This is a genomic window from Ensifer sp. VA4, assembly GCF_055710065.1.
This window is the reverse complement of sequence record NZ_JBVQPO010000021.1, coordinates 17,048-32,614: the sequence shown is the minus strand read 5'-3', so window position 1 is coordinate 32,614 and position 15,567 is coordinate 17,048. Positions and strand designations below refer to the sequence as shown.

Below are 15,567 nucleotides of genomic sequence, written 5' to 3'. Positions count from 1 at the left end.
TTGAAACAACAACAACTACAAACGACGTTTCTAGTTTTACTACTTTGCGTCATCTTCAAATATGCAGCCGAAAAGTTGAAAAATCCTGTTTCCACAATAAAGGAATGTCACTCTCCCCGGGCGCACAGTGTGGGTTGACCGCTCTCAGTAGCGAGGCCACACTTGCAACCTGCAGCAAGACAGGAGGAAAAATAATGGCCGAGCCAGACCAATGGCGCCACATGGCAAGCGCGCCGAAGAATGGCAGTCGGATCCTCGTCACGATCCGTCCGTCCGAACAAGGGGCGGCAGAAGTTGATCTCGCATATTGGTCGAATGGCGATCAGTTCGGCGCAGAAGGCTGGCGCGCCTCGGATTCCTCGCCCGGCCGCATCGTCGAATACGCCGAGCCGGAATTGAAGTGCTGGATGCCGATGCCATCGGCCAACCTCACTCGCAGCGCGATGCCCTCCCCTTGGGAAGGCGACGACGACCAGGAACTCGACGGGTCAGGAATTTGAGAACTCGCGCCGGCGCGGCGAGGAACAAGATCCAGTCGAGCTATCCCCAACTGGAGTACCGCTTGCAATTGTAGTCTAGGCTGGCCTCCCTCGTACACGACGGGTTCGAGGTTTAGTTCCGAACACGCATGGCCGTGAAACCTGCCCTGACCTCTTCGGCGAAGAGTTCCGGTTCCTCCCAGGCAGCAAAGTGCCCACCTTTCGGCGCGCGGTTATAGTACACGAGCTGCGGATAGGCTTTTGATAGCCAATTTCGCGGCGGCCGATAGACCTCCCCCGGAAATACGGTCACGGCGACGGGAACTTTGGCGGCGGTAAGCTTGGCTCCTGCCTTGAGGTTTTCCCAGTAGATACGTCCGCTCGATGGGCCAGTATTCGTCAGCCAGTACAAAGTGATGTTGTCGAGAATATCGTCTCGGCTCAAAGTTTGTTCCGGATTGCCGCGTGTGAACACCCAATCCGCGATCTTGTCGTAGAGCCAGGCCGCCAGCCCCACCGGAGAATCCGCAAGCCCGTACCCGACCGTCTCCGGACGCGTGCTGAGGATCGAAGCGTAGCCAAAGCCGCTGTTGAGGAAGTCACGCGCCTCGTCGAAGACCTTCCTCTCTTCGGCTGACAAGCTGTCGGGAGCCGGCCCTCCAGTCTTCAGCGCTTGCGCGGCGTTGGCTGGAAACGTCGTCGCGCGCTCAATCCTGTTGACGTGGATACCGAGCAGCCCTTCCGGCGCCTGACGCGCGAGGGCGTCGCTGATGATGGCGCCCCAGTCGCCCCCTTGCGAGACATAGCGGTTGTAGCCCAGCCGTTTCATCAGCCGGTCCCAGGTCATGGCAATCCGCTGCGCGTCCCAGCCCGTAGAGGTTGGTTTCTGCGAAAATCCGAAGCCGGGGATCGAAGGGATGACAAGATGGAAAGCATCTTCGACCTTGCCGCCATGGGCGGTGGGGTCGGTCAATGGGGCGATCACGTCCAGCAGCTCAAAGACCGAGCCGGGCCAGCCATGAGTCATGATCAATGGAAGTGCGTTTTCATGGCGTGAGCGCACGTGGATGAAATGAATGTCCAGCCCATCGATGTTCGTCAGGAATTGAGGAAACGCGTTAAGCTTTCGTTCCGCCCCGCGCCAATCATAGGCGGACTGCCAATAGGCCACGAGTTCCTGGAGCGTCCGCTGCTCGACGCCCTGGGAACGATCTTTGACGGTCGCACTGTCCGGCCAGCGCGTCGCCGCTAGACGGCGCCTGAGATCCGCGAGAGCCGTCTCGGGAATGGCAGCCCTGAACGGACGGATATCGTCGCTCTTGACCGACGTATTCATGTTGGCGGTCGCGCCGGGCGCAGGCAGCACCGCTGCCGCGACACCGATCGCAGCGCCCGAGAGCAGAAACGAGCGCCGCGTGACCTGACTCTTTCGAGCCTTGTTTTCCAGGTCCATTTGAGAGTTTCCTTTGCAAACACGCACAATCGACTGGGTTTGGACTCGACGCCGGGCCTCACCGGTGGCGGCGAGGTCCCGGGCTATGCTGATTGTCAGACCTCGTCGGGACCAGTGCGGTAGACGAGGAACTTGTTTCCTTCCGGATCGCGAAAATAGGCACAGTAGGGGTCACCGCCATCAGGGCCTCTCGGACCGGGGGCTCCCTCGTCCGAACCGCCTGCTTCCAGGGCCGTCGCATGAGCGAGATCCACCTGCGCTCGCGAGCGGGCCTCGAAGGCGGTCATCGTACCATTGCCGGCAATGGCCGTCCCGCCATTGAACGGCTTGAGCACGCCGAACTCGAGGGCACGGTGCCCGTAGTAGACGGCACGTCCCGGCTGAACGAGCACCCGACCGATACCGAAGACGGCGAGCAGCTTGTCGTAGTAGGCGGCAGCGGCATCGAGGTCGTTCGTGCCGACGGTCGAGTGGCCGGGGAGCGCCCTGGCTTTTTCCGGAATCGCTTTTTGCGAGGAGGACGTAACATCGTTCATTCTGATCTTCCTTTATTTAAGCGGGCGATTTTTCGCCTCGCCGGTTTCACTTGGGATCGCGCCGAAAACGGACGATCCGCGAATGAACGGAAATCTAAGAACGAGACCGGGCGGCCGGCACCCAGCGGAATTGAGAGCCATCCTCTCACGCGGACACTTGGTTCGATCGGGACGGCGAGCGGCCGGACGCCGGATCGCAGGAAGGGCCAACGCCGAGACGAGATCCCTCGTCTGCGTTTGATGGAAACCTCTCGCATGGGAATGGGCGGCCTGCGACCGCGGGGCCTTTGCTCAATTCAAGAGGGTTCCTCTCAAAAACACCATCTGCCAGCGACCCGTTGGATATCGGATCTTCTCATCAGATTTGGATTTGACCAGGAGGACGCCTGACATGGTTATCCCATCGCTGAAGAACTTCGTGGCCGCCGCTTCCGTGGCAATGGCATCGGCGGCATCAGCATCGGCTGGCACAGCCATCCCGGTAACCGGCCCGAAGATCGACTTCATCAAGATCGACGAGACCATCACGCTGCGGCGCATGGTTACCCGTCCGGCCTCTCCCAGGGGCACGGTTCTCTTCCTGCACGGCTTCCCCGAAACGCTCGCCGTCTGGAAAGAGATCGCGACGACACTCGGCACGGACTACGAGGTCCACGCTTTCGATTGGCCCGGATATGGCCAGTCGTCACGCCCCTCGCCGTCACAGTTCTCCTATTCGCCGAGGGACTACGCCAAGATACTCAAGGCCTATATTGAGAACACGGGCATCGACCGATCGAATCTGGTCATCTACGCCTCGGATATCGGCGGCCTGCCCGCACTGCTGTTGGCCCTCGACGAACCAACCGTGTCAAGGACGATCATCGTCGGCGACTTCGCGCCGTTCAACCGGCCGCAATACATGTATGAGAGCCTGCAAAACCTTAAGACAGAGCCGACGGCGACGCCGACGCGTGCCTACATGAACAAGACCAGCGACGAAATCTTAGCAAACGTCCATCGCCGCGGCCTTACACCCGACGCCCAGTACGAACTGCCGCCTGAGGTACAAGCGGATATGAAGAATTCCTGGCTGCGCGATGGCATAACGAGCGCCGACGCCTTCGCCTTTTACTATTCCAATTTCACGCGCGACGAGGACTATCTCGAAGCCAACCTCGGCAGGCTCACGACTCCGATCAAAGTGATCTGGGGCGAAAAAGACATCTACATCAAGCCGGAGATGGGCAAGGAGTTCGCCGAGAGTACCAATTCGGAGTTCGACATAGTGAAAGGTATAGGCCATTTCCCGCACCTGCAGGATACAGCCACCACTGTCGAAAAGGTTAGGGCTGCCTTTGCCAATTAGGCCTGCGGCGCCTCGCCTCTTCTGCAGGCAGCGCGAAGGCGAGGCAGCGCCCAGTCGACGAAGGACCGCACCTTCAGCGTCAACTGACCCTGTCCAGAATAGACAATGTGGATCGGCCGCGGCGCCTGGTCGAAAGCCTCCAAAACCGGCACGAGAGCGCCTGAAGCGAGCTCGTCCGGGATTTGATAATCGAACAAACGGGCGATGCCGGCTCCGCCAACCGCCGCAGCCACGCAATTGGCCGCAGTGTTAACCTCGAGACGGTTGCGTGGAATTGCCTCCACCTCGTGACCATCGACATCGAATGTCCAGAAGAACGTCCTCTTGTTGAAGAGTATTCCTTCATGGTCTGCGAGATCGCTCGGATGTTTCGGCACGCCCCGGCGCTGCAAGTATGTCGGGCTAGCGCAGGTCAGCAGGCGAAACTCCCCAGCCCTCACCGCGTAGAGAGAGCTATCGGCGAGGTCGCCCAACCGGATGGCTATATCGACCTGCTCCTCCACGAGATGCACTGTCCGGTCGAGTGAGAGTAGGTTGAGCGACACCTCCGGATATGTCTCCATGTAGCTAAGCGCGACCGGCATGACGTAGCGTGCGCCGAACTCGACCGGCATGGTGATCGTCAAGATGCCACGAGGGGTCCGGTATTCGCCGGACGCCCGACGTTCGGCCTCCTCGAGGTCCGCCATGATCTTGCGGGCTGCCTCGACATATTCCCTGCCCGCATCGGTGAGCTGAAGATTGCGACTGGTGCGCACGATCAGGCTCGCGCCTAGGTGCCGTTCGAGTTCGGCCACCTTGCGGCTGACGCTGGGCAGTGGCGCATTCAGCTTCCTGCTCCCTGCCGAGATGCTGCCGGCGTCGACGACTGCCAGCAGCATCTTCATTGCTTCGAGACGATCCATCGCATGCCCCCGGCGCTTCCGACGTTGCTTAGCCAGCGTTCGAAGTCTTCGCATGCGGTACGGTACCCGCGCTCCTGCCCTGCGGTTCCGAAGGCGCGCGGACCTCCTGTGCAAGCAGGTTCTCCGCCATGCGCTTGCTCTGCCGGACCGGCTCGCCCGTCCGCGTCATTTGCGCAACGGCGGTCGCCCCCTCGTGCAGCAGGTTGATCGTCTCTGCGACGCGTTTCGGTTCCGCGAAACGGGCGGCATGCGCGAGTTCCTCAAAATAGGCGAGAACGAGCCGCTTGTGCATCAAGGCGGCGCGGAAGACCGGATCGACGGCTTCCTTGTGTTCCCCGGCAGCGCTCATGAAAATGCAGCCGCGGAACTGCTTGTCCCGAACCGAGGCCTCCAGAAAATCGAAAGTCGCCAGAAGGCGCTCATAGGGATCGTCCGCACGCTGCTCGACAAAGATCCGCATTTCAGCGCGGGATTCTTCATCTCGCCGCCCAAGGGCAGCGAGGATAAGCTCCTCCTTGGTTTCGAAGTGCCGATAGAGCGTCGTCTTGGCCACCCCAGCCTCGGCGATGAGAAGATCGATGCCGGTCGCTTGGTAGCCGTGCAGGTTAAACAGGCGCAGGGCGGTATCGAGCAGATGACCGCGGATCTCTGAACGGCGCATGTTAGCCTCAAAAAAACAAAACAGATTTGTATCATTTTATTGTGCTGTCTGGGAAATGCAAGCGAGACCTGCAGTTCGAAAAGGCGGCGCGCGCTCGCACTCGCGAGTAGTTCCCATTGAACGACGGCGACCACAAAATTCCAGAGCCGGGATTGCCAAACGATACAGATCGGTATATTAATCACTCAACGATACAGATCTGTATCGAATACCAGGTTAGTCGGGAGAATTGCCCGACGCCACCAACCAGGAGAAGACAATGCTTCGTGATCTCGCACACCGCGGCGCGGCGCGTCCGCGTGTCCACGCTCGTTCCGCCACCTTAGCGCTCGACCTGATCGACAGCCACGGTCAAGCCGTCACTGCCGCTGGCCTCTATGGCTCCCTCGCCGTGATCTACGGCTGGTTCGGCGGCATGAAGTTTACCCGTTATGAAGCGGAGGGCCTGGTCAGCCTGGTCAGCAACAATCCCTTGCTGAGTTGGACCTATTCGCTGTTCAGCGCGGAGGGTTTCTCGAACCTCCTCGGCTTCCTCGAACTCAGCATTGCCGTCCTCATTGTGGCCCGGTTGATAAAGCCGATCTACTCGCTCGTCGGCGGATTGCTTTCGGCTGGACTTTTCGCAACGACCCTCAGCTTCATGGCAACGACCCCCGGGGTGTTTGTGCCTGAGCTCGGCTTTCCGGCGATCTCCGTTGCGCCCGGGCAGTTTCTGCTCAAGGACGCCGGGCTCTTCGCCCTCTCTCTCTGGATCGCCGTCGACTCGTTTGCGGCGCTCCGTGCGACACGGGCCTGATTGACGAAAAGGGCGGCCCAAGGGTGTGCCCTCATCCAGCCCAACTGCGACTACACCATCTCCGGCGATCCGCCGGCTGAACAAGAGGAGCGCCTCATGATCATGCACTATCTTATATCGAGGATCCGCGCGCATCAGCGCTACCGCCAGACCGCTCTGGAACTCGGGCGATACAGCGACCACCAGCTCGACGACATCGGCATCTACCGCTTCGAAATCGACGATATCGCTCGCCGACAGTTCAACTGGTGACGAAGCCCGGACGCGTGGGCCGGCGTGCCGAGCACCACCGTCGCAGCTTCAACGCCGGTTCCAAGCAGCATACCCTATTGGAGACGAGGAATGACTTACAGAAAGACAGACGAAGCGATCCAAAAGCTGACGCCCGAGCAGTTTCGCGTAACGCAGCAGAGCGGGACCGAGCGTCCCTTCACGGGCGAGTACAATGACAACAAGAGGCCGGGGATCTATGTCGATATCGTTTCCGGCGAACCGCTGTTCGCCTCGGCCGACAAGTTCGATTCCGGTTGTGGCTGGCCGAGCTTTACCAAGCCGATCGTGCCTGCCAATGTCGAGGAACTACAGGACCGTTGCCATGGTATGCTCCGCACCGAGGTGCGCTCGAAACATGGCGACAGTCACCTTGGCCATGTTTTTCCCGACGGGCCTAGGGATCGAGGCGGCTTGCGTTACTGCATCAATTCCGCCGCCCTGCGCTTCATTCCCCGCGAGGAAATGGAGGTGGAGGGTTACGGCGCATTCATCAACCAGGTGGAGGATATCTGAATGACCGATAGAGCTGAAAGAGCTGTTTTGGCTGGTGGCTGCTTCTGGGGGATACAGGATTTGATCCGCAAGCTTCCCGGGGTCATCGCGACGCGGGTGGGCTATACCGGCGGCGATGTGCCCAATGCCACCTACCGCAACCACGGCACCCATGCCGAGGGTATCGAGATCGTTTTCGATCCGGGGACGATCAGCTACAGGCGGATATTGGAAGTTTTCTTCCAGATCCACGATCCGACCACCAAGAACCGGCAGGGCAACGACATCGGCACGTCCTATCGCTCGGCAATCTACTACGTCGACGACGAGCAGAAGCGGGTAGCCGAGGACACCATTGCAGACGTCAACGCTTCAGGCCTGTGGCCGGGTAAGGTCGTGACCGAAGTGGAGCCCGTAGGAGATTTCTGGGAGGCCGAGCCGGAGCACCAGGATTACCTGGAGCGCTATCCCAACGGCTACACTTGCCACTTCCCGCGCCAGAACTGGGTTCTGCCGCAGCGCTCAGCCGCTGAATAACTGACCTCCGATGTCGGCGTGAATTCGGGCGAGCAGACAGCTTGCCCGAACTTTCCCAAGCCTGAGGCGACACCAGGGGAAGAACCTTTGCGACTGCGTTTATCGCGCAGGCCTCGATATTCTCTGCAAACAGGAAAATTTGAGCGTACGGCCCTCGAAAAGGCGGTCAGGCGCGGCACCGAGCATCACCCAGCCTTCGCAGAGATGCCGCGGCGGCGGCGTTGCGGTGTCCGGGCGGCAAGCCAATCCTTTATGTTGCCCGCGTGTTCCTTGGGCGCCTTTGACGATGCGCGTGCGGCAATGGTCGCCAGCGTATGGCCAGCCATCACTTCTCTCGCCCGCTTTTCGGCCTCGATCATGACCGCGTGAATGGAGCAGACGCCGTCTTCCGCCCAGGCAGGCGTCCGATCGCCGAACAGCGCACACTGGCCACGGATTTCCTTGCATTCGAACAGCGGCTTCCGTCCGTCGATGGCCTCGATAACATCGAGTGCGGTGATGTCGGTGGCGGGGCGGGCAAGCGCAAAACCGCCGCCAATACCTTCTCGGGCGACGACGATGCCGGCCTTCTGGAGCTTAGTGAAAAGCTTCGCAACGAATTCGGTGGAAATCTTCTGCAGCTCGGCGAGATCGCGTGCACTTGCCGGCTGGTCTAACTCCTCCGTCTCGATGAGGAACAGGAGACAGTGGAGAGCGTATTCGACGCCTGCGCTTATGTGAGCCACGGAAACACCAAAACACCGACAAATGCAGTCGGAGATAACATCGAAGCTTCTCCGGCGCAAGTCCTTGGGTGTCTCCGACGCGTTGACAATGCGTTTCCGAAATCGACCGGATTTATCGTTGCTGATTAACTACGACTGCGCTAGTCGTAGTTAAGCGACGACATTGGATCATCGCGAAAACCGTCTCCGCCTCCGGAGACTCCTAACCGAAACGGCAATGCCCGATGGCTGGCCCTGTTTAGCCGATGGCGAAGCCTTGTCTGAGGAAAAGAAATGCGTGAACGAATTCTGATTATCGGCGCTGGATTTGCCGGAATGTGGTCGGCACTCGGCGCCATGCGGCTACTGGACCAGCAGGGAAAGGCCGACGGTTCCGTCGAGGTTGCCGTGATCGCACCTCAACCCGAGCTGCACATTCGCCCCCGTCTTTACGAAAAGCACGCGGCGAAGATGAAGGCGCCCCTCACCGAGATCTTCGCCAATGTCGGCGTGCGTTTCATCAAGGGCTACGCGACGTCCATCTCGGCAGCGGACAACGCCGTTACCTACGCGGATAAGGATGGCCACGAGCAGACGATCGGCTACAGCAAGCTTGTTCTTGCCACCGGCAGCGTCCTGTTTCGACCGGATATCCCGGGGCTTGCCCACGCCTTCAATGTCGACCAGCTTGCCGATGCGGCGGAGTTGGAGGAACACATCGCCAAATTGGGTCGTCTGCCGGAAACCCCTGCACGCAACACCGTGATCGTCGCCGGCGGCGGCTTCACCGGCATCGAAACGGCCGCCGAATTGCCACATCGCCTTCGCGCCGCACTTGGAGACAACGCGGATGTTCGCGTCGTGATCGTCGAGCGTGGCAATGCAATCGGACCGGATCTCGGCCCCGGCCCGCGTCCAGTCATCGAGCGGGCGCTTTCGGAACTCGGCGTCGAGACGCGCTTGTGTTCCCCGATCGTTGCCATCGACCAAAACGGCGTCACCCTGGCATCCGGTGAACGCATCGACGCAGCAACGGTCATCTGGACGGCTGGCGCTCGCGCCAACCCGATCACCAGCCAGATCGATGCGGACAAAGATTCTTTTGGACGCCTCCATGTCGATCGGAACCTGAAGGTCATCGGTCACGCAAACGTCTTCGCAACCGGCGACGTCGCCTGCGCGGCAACCGATGAGATAGGCAACCGTACGATGATGAGCTGCCAACATGCTCAAAACCTCGGGCGCTCCGCTGGACACAACGTCGCGGCAGATCTGCTCGGAACGGATCCGATCGCCTACAGCCAACAAAAGTACGTGACGTGCCTCGACCTCGGCCCGTGGGGCGCCGTTTACACGGAAGGCTGGGACCGCCAGGTCAAGCTCTCGGGTGACGAAGCCAAAAGGCTGAAAACCAAGATCAACACCGAATGGATCTATCCGCCGAGTGCCGAACGCGCAGCAGCGCTTGCGGCTGCCGACCCTCTTCGCATCGTGGTCGCCTGATCGTGGGAGCGGCCAAGAGGTCCGCCTACGAAGCGACGACCACTTGGCAGCCAGCGCACCGATCAAGCCGCGCCGGCTGCCACAAGCGAGCCCGCTCCTTCGTCCTCTCTGGAAGGCGGTGGGCTCGCTTTCCCACAAGACGTCATGAAAGGAGAATGTCGTCATGAATGCAAGGTTCATCGTGGGTGCAGCCTACGCAGCCACCGCCATAGCCACCGCCATGCCAGTCGCAGCACATGGCGCCACCGAAACGGTCACGCCGCATTTCGAAAAGGCGATACCCAACATTCCGGGCAAGACGATGAAAGTGGTGATCGTCGACTACCCACCGGGCGGAGCCTCCGTCCCGCACAGTCACGCGGACTCGTCGTTCATCTTTGCCCACGTCCTCTCTGGAGAAATCGAATCGAAGGTCAATGACGGTGCGGCCGAGACCTATCGCGCCGGCGAGAGTTGGTACGAACCGCCGGCCTCCAAGCACCTCGTCAGCCGCAACGTCAGCAAGACCAAGCCCGCAAGGCTCCTCGCGGTCTTCGTCCTTGATAGCGGCGAGAAGACCCTGACCACCCCCATCGAGTAAACCCGACTTAAGGAACCGAACAAATGAGCAAGCGTCTCGACTACAACCAAATCGCTCCGGCTGGCGCCAAGGCCCTTGGAGGTGTATACGGCTACGTCCTCCAGAGTGGCCTGCCGCAGGTGCTGGTCGAACTGGTCTATCTGCGCATCTCGCAGATCAACAACTGTGCCTACTGCCTCGACATGCACACGCGCGACCTTTTGAAGAAGGGCCAACAGATCGAGAAGATCGCATTGGTGCAGGCGTGGAAGGAGGCAGGCAACCTCTTCGATGAACGTGAGAGAGCAGGCCTTGCCTGGGCCGAAACGGTCACGCGGGTCGCCGAGACGGGTGTGCCGGACGAAGCCTATGAAGCGGCACGTGCCGAATTCACCGAGCGTGAACTCACTGACCTGACGATCGCGATCAGCCTGATGAACGCCTATAACCGAATGGCGATCAGTTTCCGCAATACGCCACAGGCTGCGATTGAAAAATAGCTTACGCCGCATTTGCGGGGCGCGCGGTCGCCCCGCGCCCCGCAAAGTCTCCAGGTCGCTGCCGGCCTCCACGATGTCGTCCAGGATGTTCCGCACGCAGTGCTTATGAGATTATTGCAGGCGTCAACGACGTCCTCACACTGGAACATCCCTGCCCTTGTCCAGCGCGACTGCTGAAAAGCTGTGCAGAGGTACCAGCCCCGCGACATTTAGGCTTCGCGTTTTGTGCCTTGATGTTCGATAGGGATCCCCCCCGAAAGCGCCCGCTGCCCCTGCTTCACGATGGTCTCGAGAAACTCGCAGACGACGCGGATGCGTTTCGCGCCGCGAACCCCTTCATGGACGATCAGCCAGATAGGCTCTTCCTGCCGGCAAAGGTCCGGCTTGACCCGGACTAGCCCTTCCTCCTTGTCCGCGAGAATGCACGGCAGCACGCCCATGCCGTTGCCCGCCTTCATCGCGAACAGCTGCGCTTGCATGGAATCGACCGTCAAATTGGTGACACCGCTATCGACCCATGAGCGCAACGTCGTGGGAAGAGAGAGAAACGACAAGGGGTCGCCCCAGGTGATGAGCCGATGGCCGGTGATGGGCAACTGATCTTCCCGAACGGGATAGCGCTTCAGATAATCACTCGACGCGTAAAGACCGAATGCGATCATACCGATCCGGCGTACCACGTAATTGCCCTGTTCAGGACGGCAGAGCCGAAGGCCGATATCCGTTTCCCTTTGCGGAAGTTGGGCGAAGGATGCGGCGTTGACCACAACTCCCAACGAGAGGTCGGGATAGGCATCCTGCAGCGCCGGCAGGCTTGGCATCAGGAGATGATGGGCAAGCGCATCGACGGTGATAACTCTCACCGTTCCCGAGACGCTACCATCCTGCCCGCAAAAACTGCCCTCCAGCTCGTGCATTGCGGTTTCAATCGCCGTCGCCTTTTCAACCATGGCGCGGCCCGCATCCGTCAGTTCATAGCCTTCTGGTCTGCGTTCGAACAGTCGCGTTTTCAATGCGAATTCCAGGGTCTCTATTCGTCGCGCGACCGTGGAAGCACTGGCCTTCACCTCACGCGCAGCGCCGGTGAGGCCGCCCTGGCGTGTCACTGCGAGGAAGTAGCGGACATCGTTCCAGTTCATGTTTCTATTTTTCGAAAACCCTCTTGCGAACTTAGGCGTCGAACGGGCCGAAGGGAAGGTCTATCCCTTTAAGCATCGTAGAAACGGAGCTGGGCAATGAGAAATCGGCAAAGCTCATTCAAACGCTCGAGGCTGTGCTCATGATGAACAGGCAATTTTCGGTCGGCGTATTCGCGGCGCTCTTTGCAGCGTTTGCCTTCTCCCTCAATTATATCGTGCCATTCATTATCGGTGACTACTCCACCTTCGATTTCGCCCTGATCCGGCACGTCGTCTCGGCGTTGGTTGGTCTTGTCATTTTGTTTTCGAGACGAGAGACGGCTCTACGCCATTTGACGTTCCGCAACGCCATGGCGGCAACGGGATTGGCCTTCATCGGCTACGTCGGCTACTTTCTGACGGTGACGGGAGCTGCAATCTTCAGTGGACCGGTCATTGCGCCGGCCTTCCTTGGCCTGGTGCCGATCGTGCTGGCGATCATTGGAAACCGGCGTCAGCAGTCGCTCCCGTGGCGCTTCTTGATGACGCCGCTCGCACTTGTGGTGATGGGTCTCATTCTGGTCAACGGCTCGGCATTCACAACTGACAGCCTCACTTCCGTTCGGTCGCTTTGGATTGGTATTCCGCTTGCTCTTGCGGCGGTTGGACTATGGGTGTGGTTTGCGATCGCCAATCAGGCGGCGCTCGCAATTCGCCCTGACATGCCCTCAGGTACGTGGTCTGCGCTCATCCTGATCGGCGGTGGTGTGCAGATGCTCGCATTCTACCCGGTTGGTGCAGCGATGGGCCTCTTTCAGCTTCCGGAACTCGGTTTCGGCTGGGAAGCGGCCGGCTCCCTATATTTGTGGGGGACCTCGCTCGCCCTGATGGCGACAGTGTGCGGGGTGTGGGCGTGGAATGTCGCTTCGCGTGCCCTGCCCGTCGCGCTCGCGGCGCAACTGATCGTCTCGGAGACCGCCTTCGGCGTGATCGGTGGGCTCGTTGTCCATGCGCGATGGCCCACAATGATGGAGGCCACCGGCGTTGTAGTACTGATCGCTGGCGTCGTTCTAGCCATCCGTGTGTTCTATGGCCAACAGGTCGATATGAACGAGGCTATTCCGCAGCCATCCTGAGGTTCGTGGCGATCGAAGGCGCTAGCCGCGCTCGGCAAGATCGTCATTGATGCCGGGCCGGAAGACTTCGACGGCCTCGACGCGAACCCGATCACAGTTTCGGCGTCAGACCATCCAGCAGGAAATCGAGGCCCTTCCTGAAGGTGCCGTCCCAGTCGTTTTCCAACAAGAGACGGGAGCGTTCGATCGTCGGGTAGCGTTCACTGAGATGCGTAAGGCGCTGCTGCGCCGCTGCCTTGTCCTCATCCGACAGGTCGAAGCTTGCCCGTGTGACGGTGGCGCCCAGGACATGATTCCAAAGCGACCAGATCGCAACGTTGAGATCCGCATCGGCGACACCGGCACGCGATAAGCTGCTGCCCAGCAGTTCCAAGCGACGCAGCATGTTGGCGCCGAGCGCACGGCTCGGCAGCAGCGAAGCCGACCAAGGATGACGCAGCATGCAGACGCGCCAGTCCTCGAGCATATCGACGACTTCTGCGCGCCATTCTCCGAGTTCACCCGTTTGCGAAAAGCCACGGTATTTGAGCACCGCGTCGAGTGCGAGATCAAAAACATCCTCTTTGGTGTCGATGTGCCAATAGAGGCTCATCACCCCTGAGCCGAGACGATCAGCCAGCCGTCGCATCGTCAATCCGTCAACACCTTGAGCGTCCAGCAGTTCGATAGCGGTCGCTATGATACGTTCGAGGGAGAGCGAACCGTCGCCGCGCGGTTCCCGGCTGGATTGGCGACTCCCACTTTTCCGTTGTGATCGTTTAGTCCGGGCGCCGCTGCTTTTGGCCACCATTCCGTCTTCCTTTTCATTCGCCCCCCCGAATTTGGCCGGAAACACAGTGAATGTCGACCTCACCCATTGACTCGTACAATGTACGATGCAAAAAAAATCGTACATCGTACGAGTCAATCATCGACGATTGGTCTCAAGGTTCACATTATGCCGGCGCGAGGCCCGTGCTCATGGCGTTCGGAGCGAGAAAATCATGTCACGCACAGTCAAACATGTGCTTACCGGAGGGCTAGTCATCATGAACATTGGAGTTCCCAGTGCGGCAACAGCCAACGAGGGCAATCTCGAGCTGACCATTGTCAATCCCAAGACGCTCTACGACCCGACGCCGAATGGCTACAGCACCGCGGTGGTCACGCCCCCTGGTGCGCGGGTGGCCTACATCTCCGGACAGGGGGGGCAAGACAGCTCGGGAGCCTTGTCGCCCGACTTCGCCGTTCAGGTTAAGCAGGCCTATGCGAATTTGCGCGCTGCCCTCGACGCACTCGGCGCCCGGCCAGACCAGGTTGCCAAGCTCACAATCTTCGTGGTCGACCACGATATGTCCAAGCTTGGGGTGTTGACCGAGAACGTCAGGGAAATGTTTGGGACCGCGCTGCCGGCACAAACGTTGGTTCCCGTTCCGAACCTCGCAGTCGACCCCATGCTGTTCGAGGTCGAAGCCGTCGTCGTTCTGCAATAGTATTGCTCGGACTGGCCCGCGAGGATGTCGATAGAGGGCGGCGGCGGTGGGGCGTAAATACAAGCCGCCACCCGCCGCCCTTCTGCCCCCTGCCCTTCGCGGTTACGACGGCGCCGCCGATCTCAGTTTGCCACCCTTCGGAGCCGGGCAATCAGCCAGGCGCCATAGCTTTCGACTGAAACTTGCGGTCGGCAAACCTTGCGGCTGCGTCATGGCAAAGCCTGCGGCTGCCGACCGACAGAACCGAGTCTGTTCCTGGAACGTCGAGATCGTTGGAACATGCTTGCGTGGCAGACTTTGGCTGCGCCCATCGATCGGCGCATCGCATTTTTCTCGACTCCTAACCCCATTTACGCACCTATCTAATCCTTGACGGACGCGTGCATTGTGGGACGCTATTGCTTTAGGTTGTAGTGCGTAGGGGCATTCAATGAAGCTCGCAAAGACCAAGAGAAAACATCCCGGAAAGATGCACAAGGCAGTTGGGCTCGTCGGCCGCTATGACGATGGCCTCGTCGGCGGCGGGCGCGTCACCCCCGGTTTTTCCTATCGGGGAAAATGGCTCAGCGAAGGATGCCCGGGCACCTTCGAGACCTGGCTCGTCAACAAAGGTATCATGCCCAAGGTGTAACAAGGCGCCCCGGCCGGCATTTCAGTGGACCGCGCACTGACGGCAGTGCTCCGTCCACACCGAGAGGCCGTCGTTCACCTGCGCTCGCGCGGACCGCCACGGGAGTCGATACCGCATCGCCATCCGGCAACAAGCTTCGTTGCGGAGCCTTGGCGCCGGACCAAGCCTTTCCGGCGCCTCTCCAAGACGGGAACTTGCGTTGGATCGCCCAGATATCCGACTTCGAACTCTCCATCTCATAGGGCGACAAGCAGCGAGGCAGCGCCGGACGCGCTTGGATCGCCGTCCGCAGTAAACACGCTGCACAGTGATAGCTTGCCGCCACGGGACTTCTCGCATCCGGCCATTCTGGGGCGGCCTTCAGGGATGTCACACGTTGCAGGAACCTGCATGATGCGACCGATGCAACTTTCGCGGATTACGCAGAATCCGCCAAAACGAAAAGTTTTGCATCTCTAATATTT

The 15,567-nt window shown here is 59.9% G+C and carries 19 protein-coding genes; 12 read left to right on the top strand and 7 right to left on the bottom strand.

The window, feature by feature from the left end; genetic code table 11:
* Nucleotides 1-194: 194 nt before the first annotated feature.
* On the top strand, nucleotides 195-500 hold the full coding sequence (locus AC0C6X_RS27710) for a hypothetical protein (RefSeq protein WP_173518370.1): 306 nt from the start codon (nucleotides 195-197) through the stop codon (nucleotides 498-500).
* Between the two features lie 112 nt (nucleotides 501-612).
* Here the strand turns inward: AC0C6X_RS27710 and AC0C6X_RS27705 are convergent, their stop codons facing one another.
* Nucleotides 613-1,932, bottom strand: coding sequence for an epoxide hydrolase family protein (locus AC0C6X_RS27705; RefSeq protein WP_247961036.1), 1,320 nt, complete (start codon nucleotides 1,930-1,932; stop codon nucleotides 613-615).
* A gap of 95 nt (nucleotides 1,933-2,027) precedes the next feature.
* A complete protein-coding gene (locus AC0C6X_RS27700; RefSeq protein ID WP_173518372.1) occupies nucleotides 2,028-2,468 on the bottom strand; it encodes a VOC family protein in 441 nt (146 codons plus the stop codon).
* A 391-nt stretch (nucleotides 2,469-2,859) separates the two neighbouring features.
* Between AC0C6X_RS27700 and AC0C6X_RS27695 the strand changes: the two genes are divergently transcribed.
* Nucleotides 2,860-3,816, top strand: a complete 957-nt coding sequence (locus tag AC0C6X_RS27695) for an alpha/beta fold hydrolase (RefSeq protein WP_173518373.1) — start codon at nucleotides 2,860-2,862, stop codon at nucleotides 3,814-3,816.
* Here the strand turns inward: AC0C6X_RS27695 and AC0C6X_RS27690 are convergent.
* Together AC0C6X_RS27690 and AC0C6X_RS27685 are read right to left on the bottom strand one after the other, a co-directional pair.
* Nucleotides 3,813-4,721: a LysR family transcriptional regulator gene (locus AC0C6X_RS27690; protein WP_173518374.1), complete on the bottom strand. Its 909-nt coding sequence runs from the start codon at nucleotides 4,719-4,721 to the stop codon at nucleotides 3,813-3,815. The genes AC0C6X_RS27695 and AC0C6X_RS27690 overlap by 4 nt on opposite strands.
* A gap of 28 nt (nucleotides 4,722-4,749) precedes the next feature.
* A complete protein-coding gene (locus AC0C6X_RS27685; protein ID WP_247961037.1) occupies nucleotides 4,750-5,382 on the bottom strand; it encodes a TetR/AcrR family transcriptional regulator in 633 nt (210 codons plus the stop codon).
* 259 nt (nucleotides 5,383-5,641) lie between these two features.
* On the opposite strand from AC0C6X_RS27685, the gene AC0C6X_RS27680 reads away from it, so the two are divergent.
* The 4 genes from AC0C6X_RS27680 (at nucleotide 5,642) to msrA (ending at nucleotide 7,480) form a co-directional block, all read left to right on the top strand.
* Nucleotides 5,642-6,178 carry a YkgB family protein gene (locus AC0C6X_RS27680; protein ID WP_472956250.1) on the top strand — a complete coding sequence of 179 codons (537 nt, stop codon included), beginning with the start codon at nucleotides 5,642-5,644 and terminating at the stop codon, nucleotides 6,176-6,178.
* A 96-nt stretch (nucleotides 6,179-6,274) separates the two neighbouring features.
* On the top strand, nucleotides 6,275-6,430 hold the full coding sequence (locus AC0C6X_RS27675; protein WP_173518377.1) for a DUF1127 domain-containing protein: 156 nt from the start codon (nucleotides 6,275-6,277) through the stop codon (nucleotides 6,428-6,430).
* Nucleotides 6,431-6,520: 90 nt separating this feature from the next.
* Nucleotides 6,521-6,964: a peptide-methionine (R)-S-oxide reductase MsrB gene (msrB, locus tag AC0C6X_RS27670; RefSeq protein WP_173518378.1), complete on the top strand. Its 444-nt coding sequence runs from the start codon at nucleotides 6,521-6,523 to the stop codon at nucleotides 6,962-6,964.
* Entirely contained in the window at nucleotides 6,965-7,480 is a 516-nt protein-coding gene (gene msrA, locus AC0C6X_RS27665) for a peptide-methionine (S)-S-oxide reductase MsrA (RefSeq protein ID WP_472956247.1), read from the top strand.
* 185 nt (nucleotides 7,481-7,665) lie between these two features.
* On the opposite strand, the gene AC0C6X_RS27660 is transcribed toward msrA, so the two are convergent.
* On the bottom strand, nucleotides 7,666-8,205 hold the full coding sequence (locus tag AC0C6X_RS27660) for an RrF2 family transcriptional regulator (RefSeq protein ID WP_173518380.1): 540 nt from the start codon (nucleotides 8,203-8,205) through the stop codon (nucleotides 7,666-7,668).
* A 273-nt stretch (nucleotides 8,206-8,478) separates the two neighbouring features.
* Here AC0C6X_RS27660 and AC0C6X_RS27655 point away from each other — a divergent pair, with 273 nt between their 5' ends.
* From AC0C6X_RS27655 to AC0C6X_RS27645, 3 genes are all read left to right on the top strand, one after another.
* Nucleotides 8,479-9,687 carry an NAD(P)/FAD-dependent oxidoreductase gene (locus AC0C6X_RS27655; protein WP_247961040.1) on the top strand — a complete coding sequence of 403 codons (1,209 nt, stop codon included), beginning with the start codon at nucleotides 8,479-8,481 and terminating at the stop codon, nucleotides 9,685-9,687.
* A 163-nt stretch (nucleotides 9,688-9,850) separates the two neighbouring features.
* A complete protein-coding gene (locus AC0C6X_RS27650; protein WP_247961041.1) occupies nucleotides 9,851-10,267 on the top strand; it encodes a cupin domain-containing protein in 417 nt (138 codons plus the stop codon).
* A gap of 23 nt (nucleotides 10,268-10,290) precedes the next feature.
* Nucleotides 10,291-10,746 carry a carboxymuconolactone decarboxylase family protein gene (locus AC0C6X_RS27645; RefSeq protein WP_173518383.1) on the top strand — a complete coding sequence of 152 codons (456 nt, stop codon included), beginning with the start codon at nucleotides 10,291-10,293 and terminating at the stop codon, nucleotides 10,744-10,746.
* A gap of 209 nt (nucleotides 10,747-10,955) precedes the next feature.
* On the opposite strand, the gene AC0C6X_RS27640 is transcribed toward AC0C6X_RS27645, so the two are convergent.
* On the bottom strand, nucleotides 10,956-11,885 hold the full coding sequence (locus AC0C6X_RS27640; protein WP_173518384.1) for a LysR family transcriptional regulator: 930 nt from the start codon (nucleotides 11,883-11,885) through the stop codon (nucleotides 10,956-10,958).
* A 143-nt stretch (nucleotides 11,886-12,028) separates the two neighbouring features.
* On the opposite strand from AC0C6X_RS27640, the gene AC0C6X_RS27635 reads away from it, so the two are divergent.
* Nucleotides 12,029-13,000: a DMT family transporter gene (locus AC0C6X_RS27635; RefSeq protein WP_247961059.1), complete on the top strand. Its 972-nt coding sequence runs from the start codon at nucleotides 12,029-12,031 to the stop codon at nucleotides 12,998-13,000.
* 91 nt (nucleotides 13,001-13,091) lie between these two features.
* Here the strand turns inward: AC0C6X_RS27635 and AC0C6X_RS27630 are convergent, their stop codons facing one another.
* Nucleotides 13,092-13,790: a TetR/AcrR family transcriptional regulator gene (locus AC0C6X_RS27630; RefSeq protein ID WP_247961042.1), complete on the bottom strand. Its 699-nt coding sequence runs from the start codon at nucleotides 13,788-13,790 to the stop codon at nucleotides 13,092-13,094.
* Between the two features lie 193 nt (nucleotides 13,791-13,983).
* On the opposite strand from AC0C6X_RS27630, the gene AC0C6X_RS27625 reads away from it, so the two are divergent.
* Both AC0C6X_RS27625 and AC0C6X_RS27620 read left to right on the top strand, forming a co-directional pair.
* Nucleotides 13,984-14,472 carry a RidA family protein gene (locus tag AC0C6X_RS27625; protein ID WP_173518386.1) on the top strand — a complete coding sequence of 163 codons (489 nt, stop codon included), beginning with the start codon at nucleotides 13,984-13,986 and terminating at the stop codon, nucleotides 14,470-14,472.
* Between the two features lie 430 nt (nucleotides 14,473-14,902).
* A complete protein-coding gene (locus tag AC0C6X_RS27620) occupies nucleotides 14,903-15,103 on the top strand; it encodes a hypothetical protein (protein ID WP_173518387.1) in 201 nt (66 codons plus the stop codon).
* Nucleotides 15,104-15,567 lie beyond the last annotated feature (464 nt).

Bases quoted from the DNA above. Each gene is read 5' to 3' on its own strand.
- AC0C6X_RS27640 (WP_173518384.1), bottom strand. From the start codon at position 11,885: ATGAACTGGAACGATGTCCGCTACTTCCTCGCAGTGACACGCCAGGGC.
- AC0C6X_RS27710 (WP_173518370.1), top strand. From the start codon at position 195: ATGGCCGAGCCAGACCAATGGCGCCACATGGCAAGCGCGCCGAAGAAT.
- AC0C6X_RS27690 (WP_173518374.1), bottom strand. From the start codon at position 4,721: ATGGATCGTCTCGAAGCAATGAAGATGCTGCTGGCAGTCGTCGACGCC.
- AC0C6X_RS27635 (WP_247961059.1), top strand. From the start codon at position 12,029: ATGAACAGGCAATTTTCGGTCGGCGTATTCGCGGCGCTCTTTGCAGCG.
- AC0C6X_RS27675 (WP_173518377.1), top strand. From the start codon at position 6,275: ATGATCATGCACTATCTTATATCGAGGATCCGCGCGCATCAGCGCTAC.
- msrA (WP_472956247.1), top strand. From the start codon at position 6,965: ATGACCGATAGAGCTGAAAGAGCTGTTTTGGCTGGTGGCTGCTTCTGG.
- AC0C6X_RS27705 (WP_247961036.1), bottom strand. From the start codon at position 1,932: ATGGACCTGGAAAACAAGGCTCGAAAGAGTCAGGTCACGCGGCGCTCG.
- AC0C6X_RS27630 (WP_247961042.1), bottom strand. From the start codon at position 13,790: ATGGTGGCCAAAAGCAGCGGCGCCCGGACTAAACGATCACAACGGAAA.
- msrB (WP_173518378.1), top strand. From the start codon at position 6,521: ATGACTTACAGAAAGACAGACGAAGCGATCCAAAAGCTGACGCCCGAG.
- AC0C6X_RS27620 (WP_173518387.1), top strand. From the start codon at position 14,903: ATGAAGCTCGCAAAGACCAAGAGAAAACATCCCGGAAAGATGCACAAG.
- AC0C6X_RS27695 (WP_173518373.1), top strand. From the start codon at position 2,860: ATGGTTATCCCATCGCTGAAGAACTTCGTGGCCGCCGCTTCCGTGGCA.
- AC0C6X_RS27700 (WP_173518372.1), bottom strand. From the start codon at position 2,468: ATGAACGATGTTACGTCCTCCTCGCAAAAAGCGATTCCGGAAAAAGCC.
- AC0C6X_RS27625 (WP_173518386.1), top strand. From the start codon at position 13,984: ATGTCACGCACAGTCAAACATGTGCTTACCGGAGGGCTAGTCATCATG.
- AC0C6X_RS27650 (WP_247961041.1), top strand. From the start codon at position 9,851: ATGAATGCAAGGTTCATCGTGGGTGCAGCCTACGCAGCCACCGCCATA.
- AC0C6X_RS27685 (WP_247961037.1), bottom strand. From the start codon at position 5,382: ATGCGCCGTTCAGAGATCCGCGGTCATCTGCTCGATACCGCCCTGCGC.
- AC0C6X_RS27655 (WP_247961040.1), top strand. From the start codon at position 8,479: ATGCGTGAACGAATTCTGATTATCGGCGCTGGATTTGCCGGAATGTGG.
- AC0C6X_RS27680 (WP_472956250.1), top strand. From the start codon at position 5,642: ATGCTTCGTGATCTCGCACACCGCGGCGCGGCGCGTCCGCGTGTCCAC.
- AC0C6X_RS27645 (WP_173518383.1), top strand. From the start codon at position 10,291: ATGAGCAAGCGTCTCGACTACAACCAAATCGCTCCGGCTGGCGCCAAG.